General features: G+C 59.9%; 20 protein-coding genes. 6 read left to right on the plus strand and 14 right to left on the minus strand.

The window, feature by feature from the left end; genetic code table 11:
• Positions 1-28: 28 nt before the first annotated feature.
• Both dnaG and rpsU read right to left on the minus strand, forming a co-directional pair.
• Positions 29-1,999, minus strand: coding sequence for a DNA primase (dnaG, locus tag HBO09_RS20375; protein WP_169997958.1), 1,971 nt, complete (start codon positions 1,997-1,999; stop codon positions 29-31).
• A 458-nt stretch (positions 2,000-2,457) separates the two neighbouring features.
• Positions 2,458-2,673, minus strand: a complete 216-nt coding sequence (gene rpsU, locus HBO09_RS20380; protein WP_002551877.1) for a 30S ribosomal protein S21 — start codon at positions 2,671-2,673, stop codon at positions 2,458-2,460.
• A gap of 203 nt (positions 2,674-2,876) precedes the next feature.
• On the opposite strand from rpsU, the gene tsaD reads away from it, so the two are divergent.
• Complete coding sequence (tsaD, locus tag HBO09_RS20385) at positions 2,877-3,902, plus strand: tRNA (adenosine(37)-N6)-threonylcarbamoyltransferase complex transferase subunit TsaD (RefSeq protein ID WP_169997956.1); 1,026 nt, start codon at positions 2,877-2,879, stop codon at positions 3,900-3,902.
• A 34-nt stretch (positions 3,903-3,936) separates the two neighbouring features.
• Here tsaD and plsY read toward each other — a convergent pair whose 3' ends face one another.
• Positions 3,937-4,506 (minus strand): glycerol-3-phosphate 1-O-acyltransferase PlsY, encoded by a 570-nt coding sequence (gene plsY, locus HBO09_RS20390; RefSeq protein WP_029296831.1) that lies wholly within the window; start codon positions 4,504-4,506, stop codon positions 3,937-3,939.
• A 74-nt stretch (positions 4,507-4,580) separates the two neighbouring features.
• Here plsY and folB point away from each other — a divergent pair, with 74 nt between their 5' ends.
• Positions 4,581-4,934: a dihydroneopterin aldolase gene (gene folB, locus HBO09_RS20395; RefSeq protein WP_029296829.1), complete on the plus strand. Its 354-nt coding sequence runs from the start codon at positions 4,581-4,583 to the stop codon at positions 4,932-4,934.
• Positions 4,925-5,437 carry a 2-amino-4-hydroxy-6-hydroxymethyldihydropteridine diphosphokinase gene (folK, locus tag HBO09_RS20400; RefSeq protein WP_169997954.1) on the plus strand — a complete coding sequence of 171 codons (513 nt, stop codon included), beginning with the start codon at positions 4,925-4,927 and terminating at the stop codon, positions 5,435-5,437. Before folB ends, folK begins: the two co-directional genes overlap by 10 nt.
• 328 nt (positions 5,438-5,765) lie before the next feature.
• On the opposite strand, the gene HBO09_RS20405 is transcribed toward folK, so the two are convergent.
• From HBO09_RS20405 to HBO09_RS20455, 11 genes are all read right to left on the minus strand, one after another.
• The gene (locus HBO09_RS20405) at positions 5,766-6,995 is read right to left on the minus strand and encodes a multifunctional CCA addition/repair protein (protein ID WP_169997952.1); all 1,230 of its coding nucleotides are present in this window, start codon (positions 6,993-6,995) and stop codon (positions 5,766-5,768) included.
• A gap of 63 nt (positions 6,996-7,058) precedes the next feature.
• The gene (locus HBO09_RS20410) at positions 7,059-8,621 is read right to left on the minus strand and encodes a SpoVR family protein (protein ID WP_029296823.1); all 1,563 of its coding nucleotides are present in this window, start codon (positions 8,619-8,621) and stop codon (positions 7,059-7,061) included.
• Positions 8,618-9,889 (minus strand): YeaH/YhbH family protein, encoded by a 1,272-nt coding sequence (locus HBO09_RS20415; RefSeq protein WP_029296821.1) that lies wholly within the window; start codon positions 9,887-9,889, stop codon positions 8,618-8,620. Before HBO09_RS20415 ends, HBO09_RS20410 begins: the two co-directional genes overlap by 4 nt.
• A 113-nt stretch (positions 9,890-10,002) precedes the next feature.
• Positions 10,003-11,925, minus strand: a complete 1,923-nt coding sequence (locus tag HBO09_RS20420; RefSeq protein WP_017739508.1) for a PrkA family serine protein kinase — start codon at positions 11,923-11,925, stop codon at positions 10,003-10,005.
• Between the two features lie 283 nt (positions 11,926-12,208).
• Positions 12,209-12,538 (minus strand): thiosulfate sulfurtransferase GlpE, encoded by a 330-nt coding sequence (glpE, locus tag HBO09_RS20425; protein ID WP_169997950.1) that lies wholly within the window; start codon positions 12,536-12,538, stop codon positions 12,209-12,211.
• Positions 12,539-12,570: 32 nt separating this feature from the next.
• Complete coding sequence (locus HBO09_RS20430) at positions 12,571-13,422, minus strand: symmetrical bis(5'-nucleosyl)-tetraphosphatase (RefSeq protein WP_169997949.1); 852 nt, start codon at positions 13,420-13,422, stop codon at positions 12,571-12,573.
• The gene (gene apaG / locus HBO09_RS20435) at positions 13,422-13,802 is read right to left on the minus strand and encodes a Co2+/Mg2+ efflux protein ApaG (protein WP_169997947.1); all 381 of its coding nucleotides are present in this window, start codon (positions 13,800-13,802) and stop codon (positions 13,422-13,424) included. The genes HBO09_RS20430 and apaG overlap by 1 nt, the downstream gene beginning before the upstream one ends.
• 137 nt (positions 13,803-13,939) lie before the next feature.
• Entirely contained in the window at positions 13,940-14,752 is an 813-nt protein-coding gene (gene rsmA, locus HBO09_RS20440; protein ID WP_169997945.1) for a 16S rRNA (adenine(1518)-N(6)/adenine(1519)-N(6))-dimethyltransferase RsmA, read from the minus strand.
• Positions 14,749-15,738, minus strand: a complete 990-nt coding sequence (gene pdxA / locus HBO09_RS20445; protein WP_169997943.1) for a 4-hydroxythreonine-4-phosphate dehydrogenase PdxA — start codon at positions 15,736-15,738, stop codon at positions 14,749-14,751. The genes rsmA and pdxA overlap by 4 nt, the downstream gene beginning before the upstream one ends.
• Complete coding sequence (locus tag HBO09_RS20450) at positions 15,735-17,069, minus strand: peptidylprolyl isomerase (protein ID WP_169997941.1); 1,335 nt, start codon at positions 17,067-17,069, stop codon at positions 15,735-15,737. The genes pdxA and HBO09_RS20450 overlap by 4 nt, the downstream gene beginning before the upstream one ends.
• A complete protein-coding gene (locus tag HBO09_RS20455; protein WP_169997938.1) occupies positions 17,050-19,836 on the minus strand; it encodes an LPS-assembly protein LptD in 2,787 nt (928 codons plus the stop codon). The genes HBO09_RS20450 and HBO09_RS20455 overlap by 20 nt, the downstream gene beginning before the upstream one ends.
• 130 nt (positions 19,837-19,966) lie before the next feature.
• Here HBO09_RS20455 and HBO09_RS20460 point away from each other — a divergent pair, with 130 nt between their 5' ends.
• From HBO09_RS20460 to HBO09_RS20470, 3 genes are read left to right on the plus strand one after another with little or no spacing between them, the layout of a single operon-like run.
• Positions 19,967-20,992, plus strand: coding sequence for a phosphotransferase (locus tag HBO09_RS20460; protein WP_169997936.1), 1,026 nt, complete (start codon positions 19,967-19,969; stop codon positions 20,990-20,992).
• Positions 20,989-21,663, plus strand: a complete 675-nt coding sequence (gene murU / locus HBO09_RS20465) for an N-acetylmuramate alpha-1-phosphate uridylyltransferase MurU (protein WP_169997934.1) — start codon at positions 20,989-20,991, stop codon at positions 21,661-21,663. Before HBO09_RS20460 ends, murU begins: the two co-directional genes overlap by 4 nt.
• Position 21,664: 1 nt before the next feature.
• On the plus strand, positions 21,665-22,432 hold the full coding sequence (locus HBO09_RS20470) for a DnaJ domain-containing protein (protein ID WP_169997932.1): 768 nt from the start codon (positions 21,665-21,667) through the stop codon (positions 22,430-22,432).
• Positions 22,433-22,465: the final 33 nt, after the last annotated feature.

Consider the following 22,465-nt stretch of genomic DNA (forward strand, 5'->3'; position numbering starts at 1 on the left):
AGCCGAGGATTATACCCGAGCTATGACCTCACACGCCAGCTGAGGTCGGGTTTGATGCGGAAACATTCTGTTTTAAGAGGTCGCGCATCTGCTTTGCTATCTGAATTTGCTCTTCAGCCGACAATCCCGGCTGCCTTGCTTTCTTGATAAGTTCATCGAGGGTCTGTGTATGTTGACCCGCAGATAACCTAGTAATGGTGTCTAAAAACTGTTGTTCAAGGTTATCGCCGTCAATTAACCATTCCTTTTCTGCGAGTGCCTTCAAAAGACGTCCTTGCTCTGTGCCATGCCAGCGAGCCATCAGTTGGATTGAGTTTAGCTTAGGATTTTTCTGCACGGCCTCGATCAGGGCAATCAGCACCTGGGCGTAGGTGTTGCTCTCGTTGGCAAAATGTTCGGCACTTTCCACTCGGCCCGCCAGTTGCGGGTGGTGGATCAGGGTGCGCAGGGCAATCAATGTCGGTGCTTCTACGGCCACTGGCGTGCGCGGGGCGTACGCCTCGTCGCGGTCGCCGCGCTTGCCGTTTTTGCTCCAGGGTTTCTTGTCCCATTTCTTGCCGCCGGCGCCGGGTTTCTTCGGTGTCCAGTCCTGTTGCGGCACAAAGGCTTCTTGAGGCTGGTGAAAATCAGCGTAGTCCGGCATGGCGTCGTAGTCGAAGCCCGGATCGTAGGCCGGTGGCGCGTCCTGGGGCGCGCTGTGCACCAGCTGGCTGACCGCCTCACCGCTCAGGCCGGTGATTTCCAGCAAGCGCTGGCGCATCAGGGCCTTGAGGTTGGCGCCGGGAACCTTGTCGATCAGCGGGGCCGCGAGGGTGGCCATGTGGGCCTTGCCTTCGAGGGAGCGCGGGTCGGCTTCTTCGGTCAATTGCTGGAAGAAATAATCGGCCAGGGGCTGTGCGTGCTGATGAATACGCGCGCGAAACGCATCGGTACCTTCGGAGCGCACCAGGGTATCCGGGTCTTCACCTTCGGGCAGGAACAGAAAGCGCGCGCGGCGCCCGTCCTGCAGGCTCGACAGGGTGGCTTCGAGGGCGCGCCAGGCGGCATTGCGGCCGGCCTGGTCACCATCGAAGCAGAACAGCACGCTGGGCACCACGCGAAACAGGCGCTTCATGTGCTCCTCGCTGGTAGCGGTGCCGAGCGTTGCCACGGCATTGCGCAGACCTTGCTGGGCCAGGGCGATAACGTCCATATAGCCTTCAACCACGATGATTTCATCGAGATTGCGGTTGTTCTTGCGCGCTTCAAACAGGCCGTAGAGTTCCTGGCCCTTGTGAAATACCGGGGTTTCCGGTGAGTTCAGGTATTTGGGCTTGTCGTCACCCAGCACCCGGCCGCCGAAGGCGATGATGCGACCACGGCTGTCGCGGATCGGGAACATCACTCGGTCGCGGAAGCGGTCATAGCGCTTGCCGGTCTCGGCGTTTTCCACCAGCAAGCCAGCGTCGATCATGGCTTTTTGCTGCAGTGTGTCGCTGCTCAGGTGCTTGTACAGGTTGTCCCAGCCCGGCGGGGCGAAGCCCAGGCCGAAGTCGCGGGCGATTTCCCCGGTCAGGCCGCGGCCCTTGAGGTAGTCCACGGCGGCTTTGCGCTGGGGATGGCTTTTCAGGGCTTGGCGGTAGAATTCGGCGGCGGCGGTGAGCAGCGGGTACAGCGGCGAATCGGTGGGCTGGCGCGGTTTGTGCGGCCTACCGCTTTCTTCGCGGGGAATTTCCATGCCGGCGGCTTTTGCCAGTTCCTCGACGGCCTGGGGGAAGTCCAGGTTGTCGTGGTCCATGATAAAGCCGAGGGCGTTGCCGCCCGCGCCGCAGCCGAAGCAGTAGTAGAACTGTTTGTCGGGGCTGACGCTGAACGATGGGGTCTTTTCTTTGTGGAACGGGCAGCAGGCAGTGTAGTTCTTGCCAGCCTTTTTCATTTGCACGCGCGAGCTGACAACATCGACGATGTCGGTGCGGTTCAGAAGGTCGTCAATAAAGCTCTGGGGAATTAGCCCGGCCATGGCGTTCTCGTCATCACTGCGTGTAAATGAGGGCCCGTGACGCACTCAAGGCGCGCATATCGTCGGCGGCTTGATCATCGATTGTCTGTTTGGGCTGTCAGGAAGTGTATCTGTCGAGCGCTCACTGACGTTAGTTCCAATCAGTCTTCGACGTGTTTGAAAGTGTTGCCCTGGAGTCCGGTCACGGCCAATGGCGGCCTCGGAAGCTCATCGTGGGGCACAGCCGACCTATTGATCGCCTGCCTGGAAAAATAAGTGTGCTCGTCAGTAGCCTTGATAGGCTCGTCAGAAGAGACGTGCACCGCTGGCAAAAGAGCCAGTCCTGACGTTTGAAGCAGTGAAGCTTTGTCTCGGTCGCATGTGCGGCGTCGACGGTGAAGCATCAAGCGATATCCGCAAATGCCAGCAGCCCGGCTGAGGGCCGGGCTTGGCAGAAGCTTGCTACGAACGTCTGTGTATTAGTACAGACGAACGGCGCGGCGCTGTTCGCGCTGAACTTTCTTGGCGTGACGCTTAACAGCGGCTGCTGCTTTACGCTTACGCTCAGAAGTTGGCTTCTCATAAAATTCGCGGCTACGAACTTCAGCCAGAACACCGGCTTTTTCGCAGGAGCGCTTGAAACGACGCAGAGCTACGTCGAAGGGTTCGTTCTCTTTTACTTTGACGGCTGGCATCCAGAGCTACCTTCTTTCATTACCGGGAATCAACGTTCTCGTCGCAAAAAAATCGCGGCTGAGGTCGTCGGTTTTTAAGGGTTGCGGATGTTAACCCCTCATTGCCCGGAATGCAAAGCCTCTGATCGAAAACCGCTAGTCGGGAGGGGGCGTGGCGACTATTATGCGCGCCTTCGAATTCAGCCTCTACAAGGCGCAAACCCATGTTAGTACTGGGCTTAGAAACCTCCTGCGACGAGACCGGCGTCGCGCTTTACGACAGTGAACGCGGGCTTTTGGCCGATGCACTGTTCAGTCAGATAGACCTGCATCGGGCCTATGGCGGCGTGGTGCCGGAGCTCGCCAGCCGTGATCACGTCAAACGCATGTTGCCATTGATCCGCCAGGTGTTGGACGAGGCCGATTGTGTGGCGACCGAGATCGATGCCATCGCCTACACCGCCGGCCCTGGATTGGTCGGAGCCCTGCTGGTTGGGGCCTCCTGCGCCCAGGCGCTGGCATTTGCCTGGGGTATTCCAGCCCTTGGCGTGCACCATATGGAAGGCCATTTACTGGCGCCGATGTTGGAAGAAAACCCGCCTGAGTTCCCGTTCGTCGCTTTGTTGGTTTCGGGCGGCCATACGCAGCTGGTTCAGGTCGATGCAATCGGTCAGTACACGCTTCTGGGGGAAACCCTGGACGATGCCGCCGGTGAAGCGTTCGACAAGACCGCCAAGATGATGGGCCTCAATTATCCCGGCGGTCCGGAAATCGCACGCCTGGCGCAAAAAGGTGTGGCTGGGCGCTATACCTTCCCCCGTCCCATGTGCGATCGCCCTGGCCTGATGTTCAGCTTCAGTGGCTTGAAAACCTCGGCCTTGAACACATGGCAGCAAAGCGTCAGCGCCGGGGACGACAGTGAGCAAGCCCGTTGCGACATCTCTCTGGCGTTCCAGCAGGCGGTGGTGGAGACTTTGACCATCAAGTGCAAGCGTGCGTTGAAGCAGGCCGGCATGAAGCGCCTGGTCATTGCTGGAGGCGTCAGCGCCAACAAGGCCTTGCGTCTGTCCCTGGAGAAAATGCTCAGCGACATGAAGGGTGATGTGTTTTACGCGCGCCCCGAGTTCTGTACCGATAACGGCGCGATGATTGCCTTTGCCGGGTGCCAGCGCTTGCAGGCAGGCCAGCACGAGAGCCTGGCCATCAGCGTGCAGGCGCGCTGGCCGATGGAGCAGTTGCCGCCGTTGTGAGCGGGCAAACATGAGCCGGGTTCACCGGGCGTATTTAAAAATGCCGTTCGCGCCCGGCAAACAGGTCGCGTAAATTGCCGCGATGGCGCCAGACAATCAGCAGGGTGAGTACGCTCATCGGCAGCAGTGCTGCTGGTTCCTGCCAGGCCAGCAGCGGCAAGGTCAGCGGTGTGGCGATCAATGCCGCGAGGGAACTGGTGCGGGTCAGGTAGAACGTCAGTAGCCAGGCGGCAATGGCCAGCAGCGCTGCCGGAGGATAGATCCCCAGCAGCATGCCGGCGGCTGTCGCGACGCCCTTGCCACCGCGAAAGCGAAAGTACAGAGGGAACAGATGGCCGAGCACGGCGCATACGCCAATCCAGGCCTGTTGTTGCAGGGAGAGGCCAGCGAGATCGGCGATCAGTACCGGCAGCAGACCTTTGCAGACGTCGCCGAACAAGGTCAGTACGGCGAGTTTTTTGCCGGCCAGGCGCAACATATTGGTGGCGCCGGCATTGCCTGAGCCACTCATTCGCGGATCGGGATTTCCCGTCAGGCGGCTGAGCAAGATGGCAAAGGACAGCGAGCCGAGCAGGTAGGCGAGGGTCGCCAGTAACCAAGACATGCTAACTATTCCGGGCGAGGACGCCTTGATTCTAACGGGGCATTGCGCCCTTGTCGTGCTGTGGAGAAGAGTGCTTGGACAGAGTGTTTATCGAAGGCCTGGAAGTCGACACCGTGATCGGGGCCTACGACTGGGAGCGAGGTATCCGTCAGTGTCTGCGCCTGGACCTGAGTTTTGCCTGGGACAATCGCCCCGCCGCGGCCGGTGATGACCTGACCCTGGCGCTCGATTACGCCAGTGTTTCCACACGTATCCAGGCCTTCGCCGCGCAGGCGCAATTCCAACTGGTGGAAACGTTTGCCGAGCGCCTGGCGCAAGTCCTGATGGAAGAGTTCCAGATTCCCTGGCTGCACCTCAAGCTGACCAAGCCCGGTGCAGTCCCGGCCGCCAAGGGCGTGGGCGTGGAGATCGAGCGCGGATGTCGCTAACTCAGGTTTACCTTGGTCTTGGCAGCAATATCGAGCGCGAGTCCCACCTGTGCGCGGGCCTTAACGCGTTGTCGGGCTTTTTGACGGACCTGCGCTGTTCGGCAGTTTTCGAAAGCCAGCCAGTGGGAATCAAGAGCGGGCCGTTTTTCAATCTGGTGGTGTCGGCGTACACCGATTTGCCCTTGATGGAGCTGGATCGCCGCTTGAAGTTCATCGAGGCCGACAATGGTCGCTATGCGCCGGATCGCAAAGGCCTGCCTCTGGATATCGATGTGCTGTTGTATGGCGACCTGAGCGGTAACTTCGATGGATTGGTGTTGCCGCGGGCAGAAATCCTGAAGAACGCCTTTGTGTTGTGGCCGCTATCGTTGATGGCGCCAGAGCGTGTGCACCCGGAGGTGGGCAAGACGTTCGCCGCGTTGTGGCGCGACGCTCAGATCGACCAGGTGCTGGCCCCGGTTGCCTTCAAATGGCGCGGTCAGCAGCTCACCCAGGGCCTGTAGGGGGCGGCCTGCCGGCGACGGCGCCCTCTGGTTTGCGGGGATGCTGCTGACGCCATCGCGGCATAGGTATCTACACAACTTTCAGAAACTGATGAACTCCCCTGTGGCGAGCGGGCTTGTCGGAACGCCGCATCGCCCGCGCTGGGCTGCGAAGCAGCCCCAATAAGCCGAATGCGTTGTACCAGATACACCGCAGCGGCTGGTTTTGGGGCAGCTTCGCAGCCCAGCGCGGGGCAAGCCCGCTCGCCACAACTGCGCTATCTGCCTGGATTTAGGTGTTGCGGCAAAGTTGTGTAGATACCGATAGTCATCGCGGGCAAGCCCGCTCCTACAGTGAGTGTTGTTCTTTGTAGGCTTTCAGGGCGTTGAGCCGTTCACGCTTGAGCGCCTCGCCCAATTGCGGGCCCTTGAAGCCTTTCTCCAGCAGCGGCGCCACGGCAACACCTCGCGCCACCTGCGCGGCACCCCGCAGATAATCCGCCTGTGGATAACTTCTTTGCTCAAGGCCCTTGCGGCCCCGTGCGTCCATTTCGCAGGCGACGATAAACTCTTCAAAGCGCTGTGGCCGGCGAAACACGTCAAAACTCTGCAGCAACTCCAGCAGGGTCGAGGCCTTAAGCTCCATTGCCCGATGCCCATGGGTGTGATATTCGCCGACCAGCAGCGCCAATTCCTGGCAGTCCTTTGGCACTTTGAAGCGTTCATTGACCGCTTTGATCAGCTTCAGGCCCCGCTGCTCGTGAGCGATATGCCTGGGTAACTTATCCACAGGTGTCAGGCCCTTGCCCAGGTCGTGCAGCAGGCAGGCCCAGCGCACAGTCAGGGGTTGGGCATGCAGGGCCGCCTGTTCCAGCACGCTCAGGGTATGGATGCCGGTATCGATCTCGGGATGGTGGGCTTCTGGCTGGGGCACACCAAACAGCGCATCCACTTCTGGCATCAGGGTTTTCAGGGCGTGGCAGTCACGCAGCACCTGGATAAACACCTGTGGCTGATCTTCCATCAGGGCCCGGGAAATTTCCTTCCAGCTGCGTTCTGGCGTCAGGGCTTCCAGTTCACCGGAGTCACTGAGTTGGCGCATCAATTCCAGGGTTTCGGGGGCGATAGTAAAACCGAGGCCGGCATACCGTGCGGCAAACCGCGCCACTCGCAGTACACGCAGGGGGTCTTCGGCGAATGCCGGGGAGACGTGGCGCAACACCCGGGCTTGCAGGTCGCGCTGGCCGTTATACGGGTCGGTCAGGTTGCCGTCGTCGTCTTCGGCCATGGCGTTGATGGTCAGGTCGCGGCGGATCAAGTCTTGTTCGAGAGTGACTTCGGGGCTGGCATGAAACACAAAGCCGCCATAACCCCGGCCACTTTTGCGCTCTGTGCGGGCGAGGGCGTACTCCTCGTTGTTTTTCGGATCAAGGAAGACCGGAAAGTCAGAACCTACGGGCCGATAGCCCTTGGCGAGCATTTGTTCGGTGGTGGCGCCAACAACGACCCGATCTATATCGGTAACGGGAATGCCCAGCAAGCGATCACGCACCGCTCCGCCGACTTTGTAGATTTGCATGAAAAAGCCTCCATTAGCCCTACAGGATAACGCCTGTGCCAGGCCAATGGAGGCATTGCTGCGTCAAAGGTGAACCACGGCCAGGTCCAGGCGGCCGTAGTCGTTGTCGTTGTGGTCGTTGCGCGGCGGAACATGGTGGGTCTTCATGACCTGGTCGCCTTGCAGCGTCTCCAGATGGATATCGAAACCCCACAGCCGGTGCAGGTGCTTGAGGACCTCGTCCGTGGACTCTCCCAGGGGTTTGCGGTCGTGTTGTTGGTGGCGCAGGGTCAGGGAGCGATCACCGCGCATGTCGATGCTGTAGATCTGCACGTTAGGCTCGCGGTTGCCCAGGTTGTATTGGGCCGCCAGGGTTTCGCGGATGGTGCGGTAGCCGGCTTCGTCGTGGATCGCGGGCACCAGCAGGTCGTCCTTGAGGTCGTCATCCATGATGCTGAACAGCTTGAGGTCGCGAATCACCTGGGGCGACAGGTACTGCAGGATAAAGCTCTCGTCCTTGAAGCTGCTCATGGCGAACTTGATGGTCGATAACCAGTCACTGCCGGCGATCTCCGGGAACCAGCGGCGATCTTCTTCGGTGGGGTGTTCGCACATGCGTCGGATATCCCGGTACATGGCGAAGCCCAGGGCATAGGGGTTGATGCCGCTGTAGTAGGGGCTGTCGAAGCCCGGTTGGAAGACCACGCTGGTGTGGGAGGTGAGGAACTCCATCATGAAGCCGTCGGTCACCAGCCCTTCATCGTAGAGGTCGTTCATCAGCGTGTAGTGCCAGAACGTGGCCCAGCCCTCGTTCATCACCTGGGTCTGGCGCTGTGGATAGAAGTACTGCGCGATCTTGCGCACGATCCGCACGATCTCCCGTTGCCACGGCTCCAGCAGTGGCGCGTGTTTTTCCAGGAAATACAGGATGTTTTCCTGGGGTTCGACGGGGAAGCGCGCATTGTCCTTATCGCTGTTCTTGTCGGCGCGTTTGGGGATGGTGCGCCACAGATCGTTGATCTGTTTCTGCAAATGTTCTTCCCGATCCTTCTGCCGAAGCCGTTCTTCCTCGGCAGAGATGGGGTAGGGACGTTTGTAGCGGTCCACACCGTAGTTCATCAGGGCATGGCAGGAATCCAGCAGATCCTCCACGGCGTCGATCCCGTGGCGTTCCTCGCATTGCATGATGTACTGCTTGGCGAACACCAGGTAATCGATGATCGAACTGGCGTCGGTCCAGGTGCGGAACAGATAGTTGCCCTTGAAAAAGCTGTTATGACCGTAGCACGCGTGGGCCACCACCAATGCCTGCATGCAGATGGTGTTTTCTTCCATCAAGTAGGCGATGCACGGGTCGGAGTTGATCACGATCTCGTACGCCAGCCCCATTTGGCCACGGGTGTAGGATTTCTCGGTGCTGAGGAAGTGCTTGCCGTAGGACCAATGGTGATAGCCCAGGGGCATGCCCACCGAGGCATACGCGTCCATCATCTGCTCGGCGGTGATTACTTCGATCTGGTTGGGGTAGGTATCCAGGGCATATCCGGCCGCAATACGGCTGATTTCCCGGTCATAGGCCTGGATCAGTTCGAAGGTCCATTCGGACCCCGTGGAAATGGGTTGGCGCTTATGCTCTTTGGCGGTCATGTCACTAACCTGCGCTGGAAGAGTTCACGGAAGACCGGATAGATATCGCCGGCCGAGACCAGTTGTTGCTGGGCGAAGGTGTCGGCAAAGGCTTCACCGATGCGTTCGTATTCAAACCACAGGGCCTGGTGCTCGCGGGGGGTAATCTCCACATAAGTGTAGTACTGCACGAACGGCATGATCTGGTTGACCAGGATGTCGCGGCAGATGGGCGAGTCGTCGTTCCAGTTGTCGCCGTCGGAAGCCTGGGCGGCGTAGATGTTCCATTCGTTGGCCGGGTAGCGCTCGGCCATGATTTCCTGCATCAATTTCAGCGCGCTGGACACGATGGTGCCGCCGGTCTCCCGTGAGTAGAAAAACTCTTCTTCGTCGACCTCGCGGGCGCTGGTGTGATGGCGGATAAACACCACGTCGATCTTGTCGTAGTTACGCTTGAGGAACAGGTACAGCAGGATAAAAAAGCGCTTGGCGATGTCCTTGGTCGCCTGGGTCATCGAGCCGGAAACGTCCATCAGGCAGAACATCACAGCCTTGGAGCTGGGGTTGGGTTGCTTGACCAGCAGGTTGTACTTCAAGTCGAAGGTGTCGAGGAATGGCACCCGGTGAATGCGCGCGCTGAGTTTCTCGATTTCTGCTTCGATTTCCTGGATATCGCCGAAGTTGTCCGGTTCTTCGCGCTTCAAGCGCGCCAACTCTTCCTTGGCCTCCTTGAGTTTGGCGCGGCTGCTGCCGGACAGGGCGATACGCCGTGCATGGGCCGAGCGCAGGGTGCGGATGATATTGATGCGTGAGGGGTTACCCTCGTTGCTGATGCCTGCGCGTACGGTCTTGAACGTGTCGGTGCCGGTCAGGTTGCGTTTGACCAGGTTGGGCAGCTCCAGGTCTTCGAACATGAATTCTAGGAATTCTTCCTGGGTAATCTGGAACACGAACTCGTCCATGCCTTCGCCGGAGTTGCCGGCCTTGCCTGGGCCTTTGCCACCGCCACCGCCTTGAGGGCGCTGGATATGCTCGCCGGTGGTGAACTCCTTGTTTCCCGGGTGAACCACAGTCTGTTTGCCGCCGCGGCCGTGATGCAGCACCGGTTCGTCGATATCCCGGCCGGGAATGCTGATTTGCTCGCCGTGTTCCATATCGGTGATGGAACGGCGACTCACCGCCTCTTCGACAGCCTTTTTGATGTGGTCACGGTAGCGCCGCAGGAAACGCTGGCGGTTTACCGTGCTCTTGTTCTTGCCATTGAGGCGTCGGTCGATCACATAGCTCATAGGGAGCCCTCCGGGCAGCTTCACGTTACAAGCTTCAAGCCGCGAGCTGGAAGCTTAGAGACAAGCGGTCAGCTGCCAGGCCTGGGGCCTGGCAGCGCACGCCCGTCGCTGCCTTACTGCGATTTGCGAACCCGCAGGTACCACTCGGAGAGCAGTCGTACCTGTTTGTCGGTGTAGCCGCGTTCGACCATTCGTGTGACGAAGTCGTTGTGTTTTTGCTGGTCCTCCTTGCTGGCCTTGGCGTTGAAGCTGATGACCGGCAGCAGATCCTCGGTGTTGGAGAACATTTTCTTCTCGATGACCACCCGCAGCTTTTCGTAGCTGAGCCAGGTAGGGTTCTTGCCGTTGTTGTTGGCCCGGGCGCGCAGTACGAAGTTGACGATTTCGTTGCGGAAATCCTTCGGATTGCTGATGCCGGCCGGTTTCTCGATCTTCTCCAGCTCCTCGTTGAGGGCAACGCGGTTGAGGATCTCGCCGGTTTCCGGGTCACGGTATTCCTGGTCCTGGATCCAGAAATCTGCGTAAAGCACATAGCGATCGAAGATGTTCTGCCCGTATTCGCTGTAGGACTCCAGGTAAGCAGTCTGGATTTCCTTGCCGATGAACTCGATATAGCGCGGTGCCAGGTACTCCTTGAGGAAGCGCAGGTAGCGCTCGCGGGTTTCGGCCTGGAATTGCTCCTGTTCGATCTGCTGCTCCAGTACATAGAGCAGGTGTACCGGGTTGGCGGCGATCTCATGGGGGTCGAAGTTGAAGACCTTGGACAGGATCTTGAAGGCGAAGCGGGTCGACAGGCCATTCATGCCTTCATCCACGCCCGCCGTGTCGCGGTATTCCTGGATCGACTTGGCCTTGGGATCGGTGTCCTTGAGGTTCTCCCCGTCGTAGACGCGCATTTTCGAGTAGATATTCGAGTTTTCCGGTTCCTTGAGGCGCGACAGCACGGTGAACTGGGCGAGCATCTTCAGGGTGTCGGGCGCGCAATGGGCCTTGGCCAGGGAGCTGTTGAACAGCAACTTGTCGTAGATCTTGATTTCATCGCTGACCCGCAGGCAGTACGGCACCTTGACGATATAGATCCGGTCGATGAAGGCTTCGTTGTTCTTGTTGTTGCGGAAGGTGTGCCATTCCGATTCGTTGGAGTGGGCCAGCAGGATACCGGTGAACGGGATCGCCCCCAGGCCTTCGGTACTGTTGTAGTTGCCTTCCTGGGTCGCGGTGAGCAGTGGGTGCAGCACCTTGATCGGCGCCTTGAACATCTCCACGAACTCCATCAGGCCCTGGTTGGCCCGGCACAGCGCGCCCGAGTAGCTATAGGCGTCCGCGTCGTTCTGCGGGAATTCCTCCAGCTTGCGGATATCGACCTTGCCCACCAGCGCGGAAATGTCCTGGTTGTTTTCATCCCCTGGCTCGGTCTTGGCCACGCCGATCTGGTTGAGGATCGACGGATACAGTTTCACTACCCGGAACTGGCTGATATCGCCGCCAAACTCGGCCAGGCGCTTGGTGGCCCAGGGCGACATGATGGTGTTGAGATAGCGCCGTGGGATGCCGAAGTCTTCCTCGAGGATCGCGCCATCCTCCGTGGCGTTGAACAGGCCAAGGGGTGATTCGAATACCGGGGAGCCCTTGATCGCGTAGAAAGGTACCTTTTCGATCAGTTGCTTGAGTTTTTCGGCCAGGGAAGATTTACCGCCGCCCACGGGGCCGAGCAGGTAGAGGATCTGTTTCTTCTCTTCCAGGCCTTGGGCGGCATGGCGGAAGTAGGAGACGATCTGGTCGATGCATTCTTCCATGCCATGGAAGTCTTCAAAGGCCGGGTAGCGGCGGATCACCTTGTTGGAGAATATTCGCGATAGCCGCGAATTGTTGGAGGTGTCTACCAACTCCGGCTCGCCAATCGCCAGTAGCAGGCGCTCGGCGGCAGACGCGTAGGTGCTGCGGTCCTTTTTGCACAGCTCGAGATACTCTTGCAGCGTGAGTTCTTCCTGCTGTGTGGACTCGAAGCGTTGTTGGAAGTGGCTAAAAATACTCATGACGTCGTCACCTCGCTCGATACGTGGAGCCGACGCCGGATCAATCAGTCGATGCTGGCAGCCAGTGGCGCTTGCCGTGGCCATTTCCCCCCAGAACACCTTGAAACGCTACCGATGACCCGCACGCCGGTGTACCGGCTCTCCCCTGTTTTGGATGGCCTGCGCTTAATGATAGTTGGGAATCCGGGAGGTCAAGGCGAGATGCCTAATTAGTTTGGGCGCGCCGTTCGTCAGAAACGGCGCGAGCCCAAGCGTCACGCGGGGTAGCGGGGTTTGAAAAAAATTATTGCGAATCGCCTGTGGCAATTTCCGCAGGATACGTCGTACGCCATAGCTCAAAGCCACCGTCCAGGCTGTAGACATCCGAGAAGCCCTGGCTGACCAGATAGGCGGCGGCGCTCTGGCTGGAGTTACCGTGATAGCAGGCCACGATCACTGGCGCGTCGAGGTCGGCGGCGCGGATGAAGTCGGCGATATTGACGTTGTCCAAATGCTTGGCCCCGCTGATGTGGGCAGCGGCGTAAGTAGGCTGGTCACGGATATCCACCACCACGGCGCCTTTCTCGCGCAGGGCCTGGGCTTGTTCGGGGGGGATACGTTTGAATTCGGTCATGGCGGGCTCCTTGGGCGGGCGGCAAGCGGCGTCTAGCGCTTGGCGGCGGCGGGCTGTGTAACTGGAAGGGGAGATTCGCACTGGCAGCTCAGGCGCTCGCCAGTGTCGATGTTCATCAAGGTCATGGCGCCACCCCAGACACAACCGGTGTCGAGGGCGAATACACCGGGCTCATCGCAGTGACCTTCAAGGGCGGCCCAGTGACCGAAGATGATCTTCGTGTCGCGGGTCTTGCGCTCCTTGTGGGCGAACCAGGGTTTGTAGCCGGGCAGGGCGGTGTCGGCGCCTTCCTTGCTCTTGAGGTCGAGTTTGCCTTCGGCGGTGCAAAAGCGCATGCGCGTGAAGTAGTTGGTAATGACCCGCAGGCGGGTGACGCCGGTCAGGTCGTTATCCCACTTCACTGGCTCATTGCCGTACATCCCGTCCAGATAGGTGGCGAACAGTGTGTCATCGGCCAGAGCGGCTTCGACCTCGGCAGCACATTTAAGGGCTTTTTTCAGAGTCCACTGCGGCGGGATGCCAGCATGCACCAGGGCGGTATTACGGCTTTCATCGTAATGGACGAGCTTTTGCCGGCGCAGCCAGTCGAGCAGCTCCGCGCGATCCGGGGCCTCGAGGATTTCCCGCAGGGTGTCGCCCTTTTTCAAGCGCTCGATGTTATTACCGGCCGCCAGTAGGTGCAGGTCGTGGTTACCCAGCACGCAGACCAGGGAGTCGCGCAGGCGGTACAGATAGCGCAGGGTCTCCAGGGATTGCGGGCCGCGGTTGACCAGGTCGCCCACCAGCCACAGGCGATCGTTGGCCGGGTCGAAGGCTACGCGTTCAAGCAGGCATTTAAGCGGTTCCAGGCAGCCTTGCAGGTCGCCGACAGCATAGGCTGCCATCAGTGCAGGGCTCCGGGCACGGCCAGGCGGAAGGGGGCAATGATGGCGTCGAAGTGTTTACCGTCGTCGGCCTGCATCTGGTAGCTGCCTTGCATCGTGCCGACCTTGGAGGCCATCACGGTGCCGCTGCTGTAGGTGTGGCTGGCACCGCTGTCGATCCGTGGCTGTTGGCCGACGACGCCGGCGCCGCGTACTTCCTCGACATGGCCGTCACCGTCGGTGATTACCCAGTGGCGCGACAGCAGCTTGGCAGGCACTAGGCCGTTGTTCTTCACCGTGACGGTGTAGGCAAAGGCAAAGCGGTTCTGTTCGGGTTGCGATTGTTCCGCCAGGAAGCGGGTGACGACGCTGACGTCGATCTGATAGCGAGGATCGGACATGCAAGAGGCCTTAAGAGCAAAAGCGGAGGACAGCAGATGCGGATCAGTCTAGGCCATGAGGTGGGCACTAGGCCAGACATGCTGTCTGACCGGGTGTCCACCCGTGTAGGAGCCGGCTTACCAGCGATGGCGCTGGGTCAGTCGGCGGTGGGGGCAGGCTGAATCGCTAGCTGGTCGGCCAAGCGTACGAACGCGGCCAGGTCCAACTGCTCAGGCCGCAGGCTGCCGTCGACACCGGCAGCTTCGATTTCGGCGTTGCTCAGCAGCGCCTTGAGCGTATTGCGCAAGGTCTTGCGACGCTGGTTGAACGCTTCGCGCACCACTCGCTCCAGCAGGCGATGATCCTTGGCCGGGTGAGGAAGCACCGCGTGTGGCACCAGGCGCACAATCGCCGAGTCGACCTTCGGCGGCGGGTTGAATGCGCCCGGACCAACATTGAATAGATGTTCGACCCGGCAGTGGTACTGAACCATGATCGACAGGCGACCCCAATCACCGCCACCAGGACCAGCCGCCAAGCGCTCGACCACTTCCTTTTGCAACATGAAATGCATGTCGCGGATGATCCCGGCGTTGTTCAGCAGGTGAAAGATCAGCGGCGTGGAGATGTTGTACGGCAGGTTGCCGACTACCCGCAGGCTGTGGGGAGCGGCATTGAGGCTGTTGAAGTCGAACTTCAGCGCGTCGCCCTGGTGCAGCTTGAAGTTGGACTTGCCGGCAAATTGCTGGTTGAGGATTGGAACCAGGTCTTTATCCAGCTCAATCACATCCAACTGGCCGCCACTGTTGAGCAGGCCCTGGGTGAGTGCGCCCTGGCCCGGACCGATTTCCAGCAGGCGGTCTTCAGGCTTGGCATGGATGGAGCGCAGGATGCGGTCGATAACGCCAGCATCGTGCAGGAAGTTTTGCCCGAAGCGCTTGCGCGCCCGGTGTTGGTAATGCTCGGTCATATACGGGTCTCGGCCATCTGATAGGCGGTTTCCAGGGCCACGTGCAGGCTGCCGGTATCGATCTTGCCGCTGCCCGCCAGGTCCAGGGCGGTGCCATGGTCGACGGAGGTGCGGATGATCGGCAGGCCCAGGGTCACGTTGACTGCGGCGCCGAAACCTTTGTATTTCAGCACGGGCAGCCCCTGGTCGTGGTACATCGCCAGCACTGCATCGCAGTGCTCCAGATATTTGGGGGTAAACAGAGTGTCCGCAGGCAGTGGGCCACGCAGGTCCATGCCGTCTTGGCGCAGGCGCTCTAGTGTTGGTTCGATAATGTCGATTTCTTCATGGCCCAGGTGGCCGCCTTCACCCGCGTGGGGGTTGAGGCCGCACACCAGGATCCGTGGCTGGGCGATGCCGAACTTCTGTTGCAGGTCAGCATGCAGGATGCGCGTTACGCGCTCCAGGCGTTCCGGGGTGATGGCATCGGCAATCTGGCGCAAGGGTAGGTGAGTGGTCACCAGTGCCACGCGTAGGCCACGGGTTGCCAGCATCATCACCACTTGTTCGGTATGGGTCAGCTCGGCAAGGAACTCGGTATGGCCGGAAAAGGCGATGCCGGCTTCGTTGATCACGCCTTTATGCACCGGCGCGGTGATCATTCCGGCGAAGTCGCCGTCGATGCAGCCTTGCCCGGCACGGGTCAGGGTCTCCAGCACAAAGCCCGCATTGGCCTTGTCCAGATGCCCGGCAACCACCTTGGCCTGCAGCGGGGTATCCCACACGTACAGGCTGTTGGCGGGCGCTGGTTGGTCGGGCCAGTTGCCCGGCGAAACAGGCAGCAAGTCGACAGCCACGCCCAGTTGCGCGGCCCGCTCAAGGAGCAGGTCGCGGCTGGTAATGGCAATCAGGGGATGAGGCTGGGCTTGCGAGGCGAGCAGCAGGCACAGGTCTGGACCTATGCCGGCCGGCTCGCCGGGTGTCAACGCGAAACGCTGGGGTTTCACTGGGCTGCCTGGTCGGTGCCTGTTGTGTCGGCGCCAGGAAGCTTGTTTTCCACGTAGGCTTCGTCACGGATCTGACGCAACCAGGTTTGCAGCTCTTCGTCGTACTTGCGGTTACGCAGTACGGTCAGCGCTTGTTGCTCACGGGCCTGGGTGGTGTTGTCGGTGGCGCGGCGGCCAAGGACTTCCAGGACGTGCCAGCCATATTGGGTCTTGAACGGCTTGGACAGCACACCTTGCGGCGTATCGGTCATGACTTGCTGGAACTCGGGCACCAGGGCACGTGGGTCGATCCAGTTCAGGTCACCGCCGTTGAGGGCTGACCCCGGGTCTTCCGAGAAGCTTTTGGCCAAGGTGGCGAAATCTTCACCGCCTTCGATGCGCTCATAGATCTTTTGCGCCAGTTCCTTGGTTTGAGCCTCGGTGCGAATCTCGCTTGGCTTGACCAGGATGTGACGGACATGCACTTCGTCCTTCAACGAAGACTCACCGCCGCGACGTTCCAGCAACTTCAGAATGATGAAACCACCCGGCGTACGCGCAGGTTGGGTGATGCCACCCACTTCCATGGCGCTCAGCTCACGGTCAAACGGTGGTGGCAATTGCGCAGCTTTACGCCAGCCCATATCACCGCCTTCGAGAGCGTTGTCGCTGCCGGACTGGGCAATGGCCATCTGGGCAAAGTCAGCACCGGCCTTGAGACGGTCATAGATCGCCTGGGTCTTGGCCGCGGCGGCGTTGAGCTGCTCGGCGTTGGCGCTGTCTGGCGTCGGGATCAGGATATTGGCCAGGTGCAGTTCTTCGGAGAGCTGCATCTTGCCCAGGTCCGAGGCGAGGAAGTTCTTCACTTCCTGCTCCGATACCTGCACGCGTTCGGCCACACGGCGCTGACGCACACGGCTGATGATCATTTCACGGCGGATCTGGTCGCGGGCGTCCTCATAGGAGAGGCCGTCACGAGCCAGGGCCGCACGGAACTGATCAATGCTCATGTTGTTGCGTTGAGCGATGGTGCCGACGGCCTGGTTCAACTCTTCGTCGGTGATGCGGATGCCGGAGCGGTCGCCAATCTGCAGTTGCAGGTTTTCGACGATCAGGCGTTCCAGCACTTGCTGGTCCAGGACGCTGGTCGGCGGCACGCCACCGCCACGCTTGGCGATGGTTTGCTGAACTTCCTTGACCCGTTGGTCGAGTTGGCTCTGCATGATCACGTCGTTATCGACGATGGCCACTACCTTATCCAGCGGTTGCACTGCGGCGTGCGCCGCCGCAGTACCCAGGAACAGCGCGCCCAGCATCAGCGGGCGCAGACAATCAGAAAGCTTGATCTTCACGTTCACGATAACCTTGGATGCCTTTGTCGAGGAAGCTCTCTACCTTGGCGCCAGTCAGGCCGCCGAGTCCCTTGAGGACGATTTGGAGGAAGAGCCCGTGGTCGCCTTTTTCGTTCTGCGGGGCGATCTGGGTGTATTCGTCGTTGGAAACCCAATAACGGTTGATCACGCGCAGTTTCCAGCAGCAGTTGTCGTACTCGAAACCACCAAAGGCTTCCAGGGTACGGTTGCGTGCATAGTCATACTGCCAGCGGGTGATCAGGTTCCATTGTGGAACGATCGGCCACATCATCGAGAAATCGTGTTGCTGGATTTTGTAGTAATCCTTCTCGAAACCTGGTTGCCCTTCGGTGCCGTAATCGCCGCCAAACTGCCACTTACCGGTCAACTGGTTGTAGACAACCTGGTCGTTGCGATAGCGATAACCAACGTTGATAACCTTGTTTGGGTTGTCTTCCGGCTGGTAGTGGAACATTGCGCTGCCGGAACGTGCGGCGTGACTCTCAGTGTCCCAGTTGTAATCGGCAGTGGCGCGCCAGTCACGGTTGAAGCGGAACTCGTAGTCCAGGGCAATTGGCGAGACATCTGACTGCGCATCGGCGCGGTCGGCGGCGACAATGCCAGGCAATTGCACTTCGCGATCTTTGAAGTACAGGGCTTGACCGACGGAGACGCGTTGGCGCTCAAAGCCGTTTTCTTCGATCCAGCGGCTGGTCACGCCCAGAGACAGTTTGTTTTCGTCACCGATCCGATCCTTACCCGAAAAGCGGTTGTCGCGAAAGAGCGAGCTGTAGCTGAACGAGTTTTCGCTGGTGTCGAAAATCGGGATGTCGGACTGGTCTTTCTCTGGAACATAGAGATAGAACAGGCGCGGCTCCAGGGTTTGGGTGTAGTCCTTGCCGAACCACTGGGTGCTGCGGTCGAAAAACAGCCCGCTATCGACACTGGCGATTGGTATCGCGCGATCTTGAGAGCTCTTGAATTTCAGCCCCGCGTCAGCCATATCCTTTTTGCCGCTGCCGTCAAGGTCAAGATCGTACTTGGTGTACGCATACTTGAGCTTCGGCGTGATGAAGCCGTAACTCGAGGTCATCGGTAGCGAAATGCTTGGTGCTACGTTCAATCGAGTGCCGTTGGCACGGGTCAACCCAGTTACATATGTATCCAGACGGCGTTCGCCGTCAGGGAACGGGCCGCCATCTTTATTGAAGATATTGCCAGTCCTCAGATCCCGATCAAACCGCACTGCCTCGGCGTCATAAGCAAAGTACAGCCCGCCAGGACGGTAAGGCAGCGCACCATTGATGGTTAGCTGCGGCAACCGGTTGTACGGAGTGATCTGCGAGATCGTCGCCAGCTCGTAGGCTTGTACATTCAACTGAGCGGTATAAGTATCGCCGCGATAGCTGGCAGTGCCTTGCTGGTTGACGAACTCACGAGACTCAACGCCAATCTGATTGGACTTCAAATCCTGGAAGTAGAACGGATCGCTGATCTTGGTGTAGTCGATCTCGGTCAACAGCCGCGAATCCAACCCACCCTTATGCTGCCAATTGAGCATATAGCGGGTTTTGTTGTAGTCGCTCTGCTTCTTCCGTTCGTCGCTGTCATCGTTCAGATAAGCGCCGCCGAACTGACCTTCGCTGGACTTGGTGAGGTAGCGGAATTCGCCTTCCATCAACATGCCGCGCTTGGTCATGTATTGCGGGTACAACGTGGCATCGTAGTTCGGCGCCAGGTTGAAGTAGTAAGGCGTGACCAGCGTAAAGCCACTTTCCCCACCCGAACTGAAGCTCGGCGGCAGGAAGCCGGATTGACGACGATCATCAATCGGGAAGTAGATGTACGGGGTGTACAGGATCGGGATGTTCTTGACCCGCAACGTCGCGTTGGTCGCCGTACCGAAGCCGGTGGCCGGGTTCAACGTGATGTTGTTGCCACGCAGTTGCCAGGCATTGCTGTCCGGCTCGCAGGTGGTGTACGTACCATCCTTGAGGCGGATGATCGCGTTTTCGGCACGCTTGGCGTACAGCGCGTTACCGCGGATGCGCGATTTGTGCATCACGTATTCGGCGTTGTCGATCTGCGCGGCGCCGGTGTCCAGTTGGACCTGGGCGTGGTCGCCAACGATCAGCGCGCCATTGTCGCGCATACGCACGTTGCCGTTCAGCTCGCCGCGGTTCTCGGCCTGGTACAGGCTGGCCTCTTGGGCCTCGACCTGCATGCTGCCCTGGCGCATGACCACGTCACCGGCCAGGGTTGCAACTTGGGTTTCCTGCTCGTAACGAGAGGCCTTGGCACCGATGAAGGTCGGCGCATCGCTCTTGTCCGTCTTGTCGTTCATGCCAGGACGGATCGGCTCGATGTACGCACCGGCGCAATAAGGACCGGTTTCGGCCAGTTGCGCAGCGGTGAGTTTCTCGCGAGGGACCCAGTCCAGGTGGCTGTAGTCGGCGCTGCGCGAGCGCAGGCCACGGCCCTTGGATTCGGTGACCAGCTTGGTCTGCGGCACGGCTTCGGCACCAGCAGCTTCGCCTTGCGGCGTGCCGTTGGCCGAGCTGACGGCGCTGCCGTCATGCACCGGACGCGGTGGCAAAGGGGCTGCGCTGGCTTTCGGCGCGCAATCCCAGGCACCCGAAGCAGAGACTGAGCAGTCATACTGTTCCGCGGCGACCACGAATGAGGTGGCGAAAGGTTGCATGGCCAGCAGACTGCCGGTTACCAGCAACGGAAATTTTCTACGAAACGCGGGGGATTTCAATGCCATCTTATTAGTCCGGGCTTCCTGCGTGCCATCTGCCCGCGGTGTGGGCCGCACGCCTCTCGATGGTCTGAAAAAGATGCGTGATAATAAAGCATGACCCGCTTGACGGCTAGCGCCGTCGGAGACCCTTGTAATGCCCGACCAAGATCTACGTTTGCAACACCTCAAAGCCTGGCTTGATCAGCAGTTACCCGAGCTTTTCCATGCCCAGGGTTGGGGGGCCGTACCCCCGGCTACATTGACTGCGGCCAGCAGCGACGCGAGTTTCAGACGGTACTTCCGTTGGGAAGGCGAAGGTCGCACATTTGTCGTGATGGATGCCCCACCCCTCCAGGAAAACTGCAAACCTTTCGTCGATATCGCACGAATGTTGGCGAAATCGGGAATAAATGTTCCACAAATTTATGCCGAAGATCTGTCCCAGGGCTTTCTTTTGCTCAATGACCTGGGCAAAAACACCTACCTGGATGTGATTGACGGTGAAAATGCCGACCAATTGTTTGCCGAGGCCATCGACGCGTTGCTGGCTTTCCAGCAATTGCCGATGGACGCCGGGTTGCCTAGCTATGACGTGCCGTTGTTGCGCCGGGAGTTGGAGTTGTTCCCCGAATGGTACGTGCGCCGGCACCTGGGCATTGAATTCGATGATCAGCAGGTGGCGCTATGGCAGCGGGTCAGTCAATTGCTGATCGATAGCGCCCTGGCCCAGCCCAAGGTCTTGGTGCATCGCGACTATATGCCGCGCAACCTGATGATCAGCGCGCCGAACCCAGGTGTGCTGGACTTCCAGGATGCGGTCTACGGCCCCGTGACCTACGACATTACCTGTCTGTTCAAAGACGCCTTCCTCAGTTGGCCCCAAGCGCGGGTACGCCAATGGCAGCGTGGTTACTGGGAACGTGCTGGCCAGTTGGGCATCCCGGTACAGGCGGATGTTGAAGACTTCCTGCGTGCCAGCGACTTGATGGGGGTGCAGCGTCACCTCAAGGTCATCGGTATCTTCGCGCGTATCTGCCACCGTGATGGCAAGCCGCGCTACCTGGCGGACGTGCCGCGCTTCTTTGCCTATATAGAAGCGGTGCTGGCCGATCGTCCGGAACTCGCCGAATTGGGCGAGTTGCTGTCCAGCCTGCGCCAACCGGCCGAGGCCCACGTATGAAGGCCATGATCCTGGCGGCCGGCAAGGGCGAGCGGATGCGTCCGCTTACCCTGCACACCCCCAAGCCACTGGTCCAGGCCGGCGGCAAACGCCTGATCGAGTATCACCTGGAGGCGCTGGCCAAAGCCGGATTCACCGAGATCGTCATCAACCATGCCTGGCTGGGCCAGCAAATCGAGAGTTACCTGGGAGATGGCGCACAGTACGGCGTGCGCATCCAGTATTCGCCCGAAGGCGAGCCGCTGGAAACCGGTGGCGGGATTTTCCAGGCCTTGCCCCTGCTGGGAGACGAGCCGTTCCTGGTGGTCAATGGCGATATCTGGACCGACTATGACTTTGCCCGCCTCAAGCAGCCCTTGAGCGGCCTGGCGCACTTGGTGATGGTCGACAATCCGCGCCATCACCCCAGTGGTGGCGATTTCTATATCAAGGACGGTTTGCTTCATGATGCAGCGCCCGATGCCGATAACCTGACCTTCAGTGGCATTTCGCTGCTGCATCCCAAGCTGTTCGCGGGTTGCAGCGCCGGTGCCTTCAAGCTGGCGCCCTTGTTGCGCACGGCGATGGCTCAAGGCTTGGTCTCGGGGGAACACATGGATGGACGCTGGATTGACGTCGGTACGCTGGAGCGCCTGGCGCAGGTTGAAAATCTGCTGACCGTGGGCCAGTAAGATGCTGTGGCCAGGGACTCTGATCGGAGCCGGGGCGGGGTTTGCCATCGCCAGTATTCCGGGGGCCATGTTGGGCGCGCTATTGGGCCAGGCGCTGGATCGGCGCCTGCAATTGCGCAGTTGGGCGCAACTGCGCGAACGCCTGGGCGGCCGACCGGCGCTGCGCAATGACGAGCTGCTGTTTGTGTTATTGGGCCGCCTGGCGAAGAGCAACGGGCGGGTGGTGGACGGGCATATTCAGCAGGCGCGGGTGGAGATGCGCTCGCTGGACATGACCGAACCGGCCCAGCGCCGGGCGATCGCAGCGTTCAATCGGGGCAAGTCGGGGACCGATCGCGTGCGCAGTTACCTGCGCGTGCTCAAGTCCCAGCCCCATGCGGCGGAAGGTGTGCTGCGTGCCTGCTGGCGCATGGTCTGGGCCGACGGCAAGGCCAGCGTCGCCGAGCGCGACCTGATCGAACTGTGGGGCAAATGGCTGGGGTGGACGCCACAACAGATCCAGGCCCTGGCCCACGATTACGAACCGGATCGCAAACCCCTGGCCACCCGCGGCGGCACCTACCAGGAAGCGCTTCGGATTCTCGGTGTGAGCGCCACGACCGAGCCTGCGGTCATCAAGCGTGCGTATCGAAGGCTACTCAGTCGCCATCACCCAGACAAGATTGCCGGCAGTGGCGCCAGCCCTGCGCAAGTACGCGAGGCTACCGAGCGTACGCGGGAGCTGCATAGTGCTTACACGATAATTCGCGAGCAGCGCAATTTCCGCTGAGCCCCTGTAGGAGCGAGCTTGCTCGCGAAAAAC

This window comes from Pseudomonas sp. WS 5027, assembly GCF_012985695.1.
Lineage (GTDB): Bacteria > Pseudomonadota > Gammaproteobacteria > Pseudomonadales > Pseudomonadaceae > Aquipseudomonas > Aquipseudomonas hygromyciniae.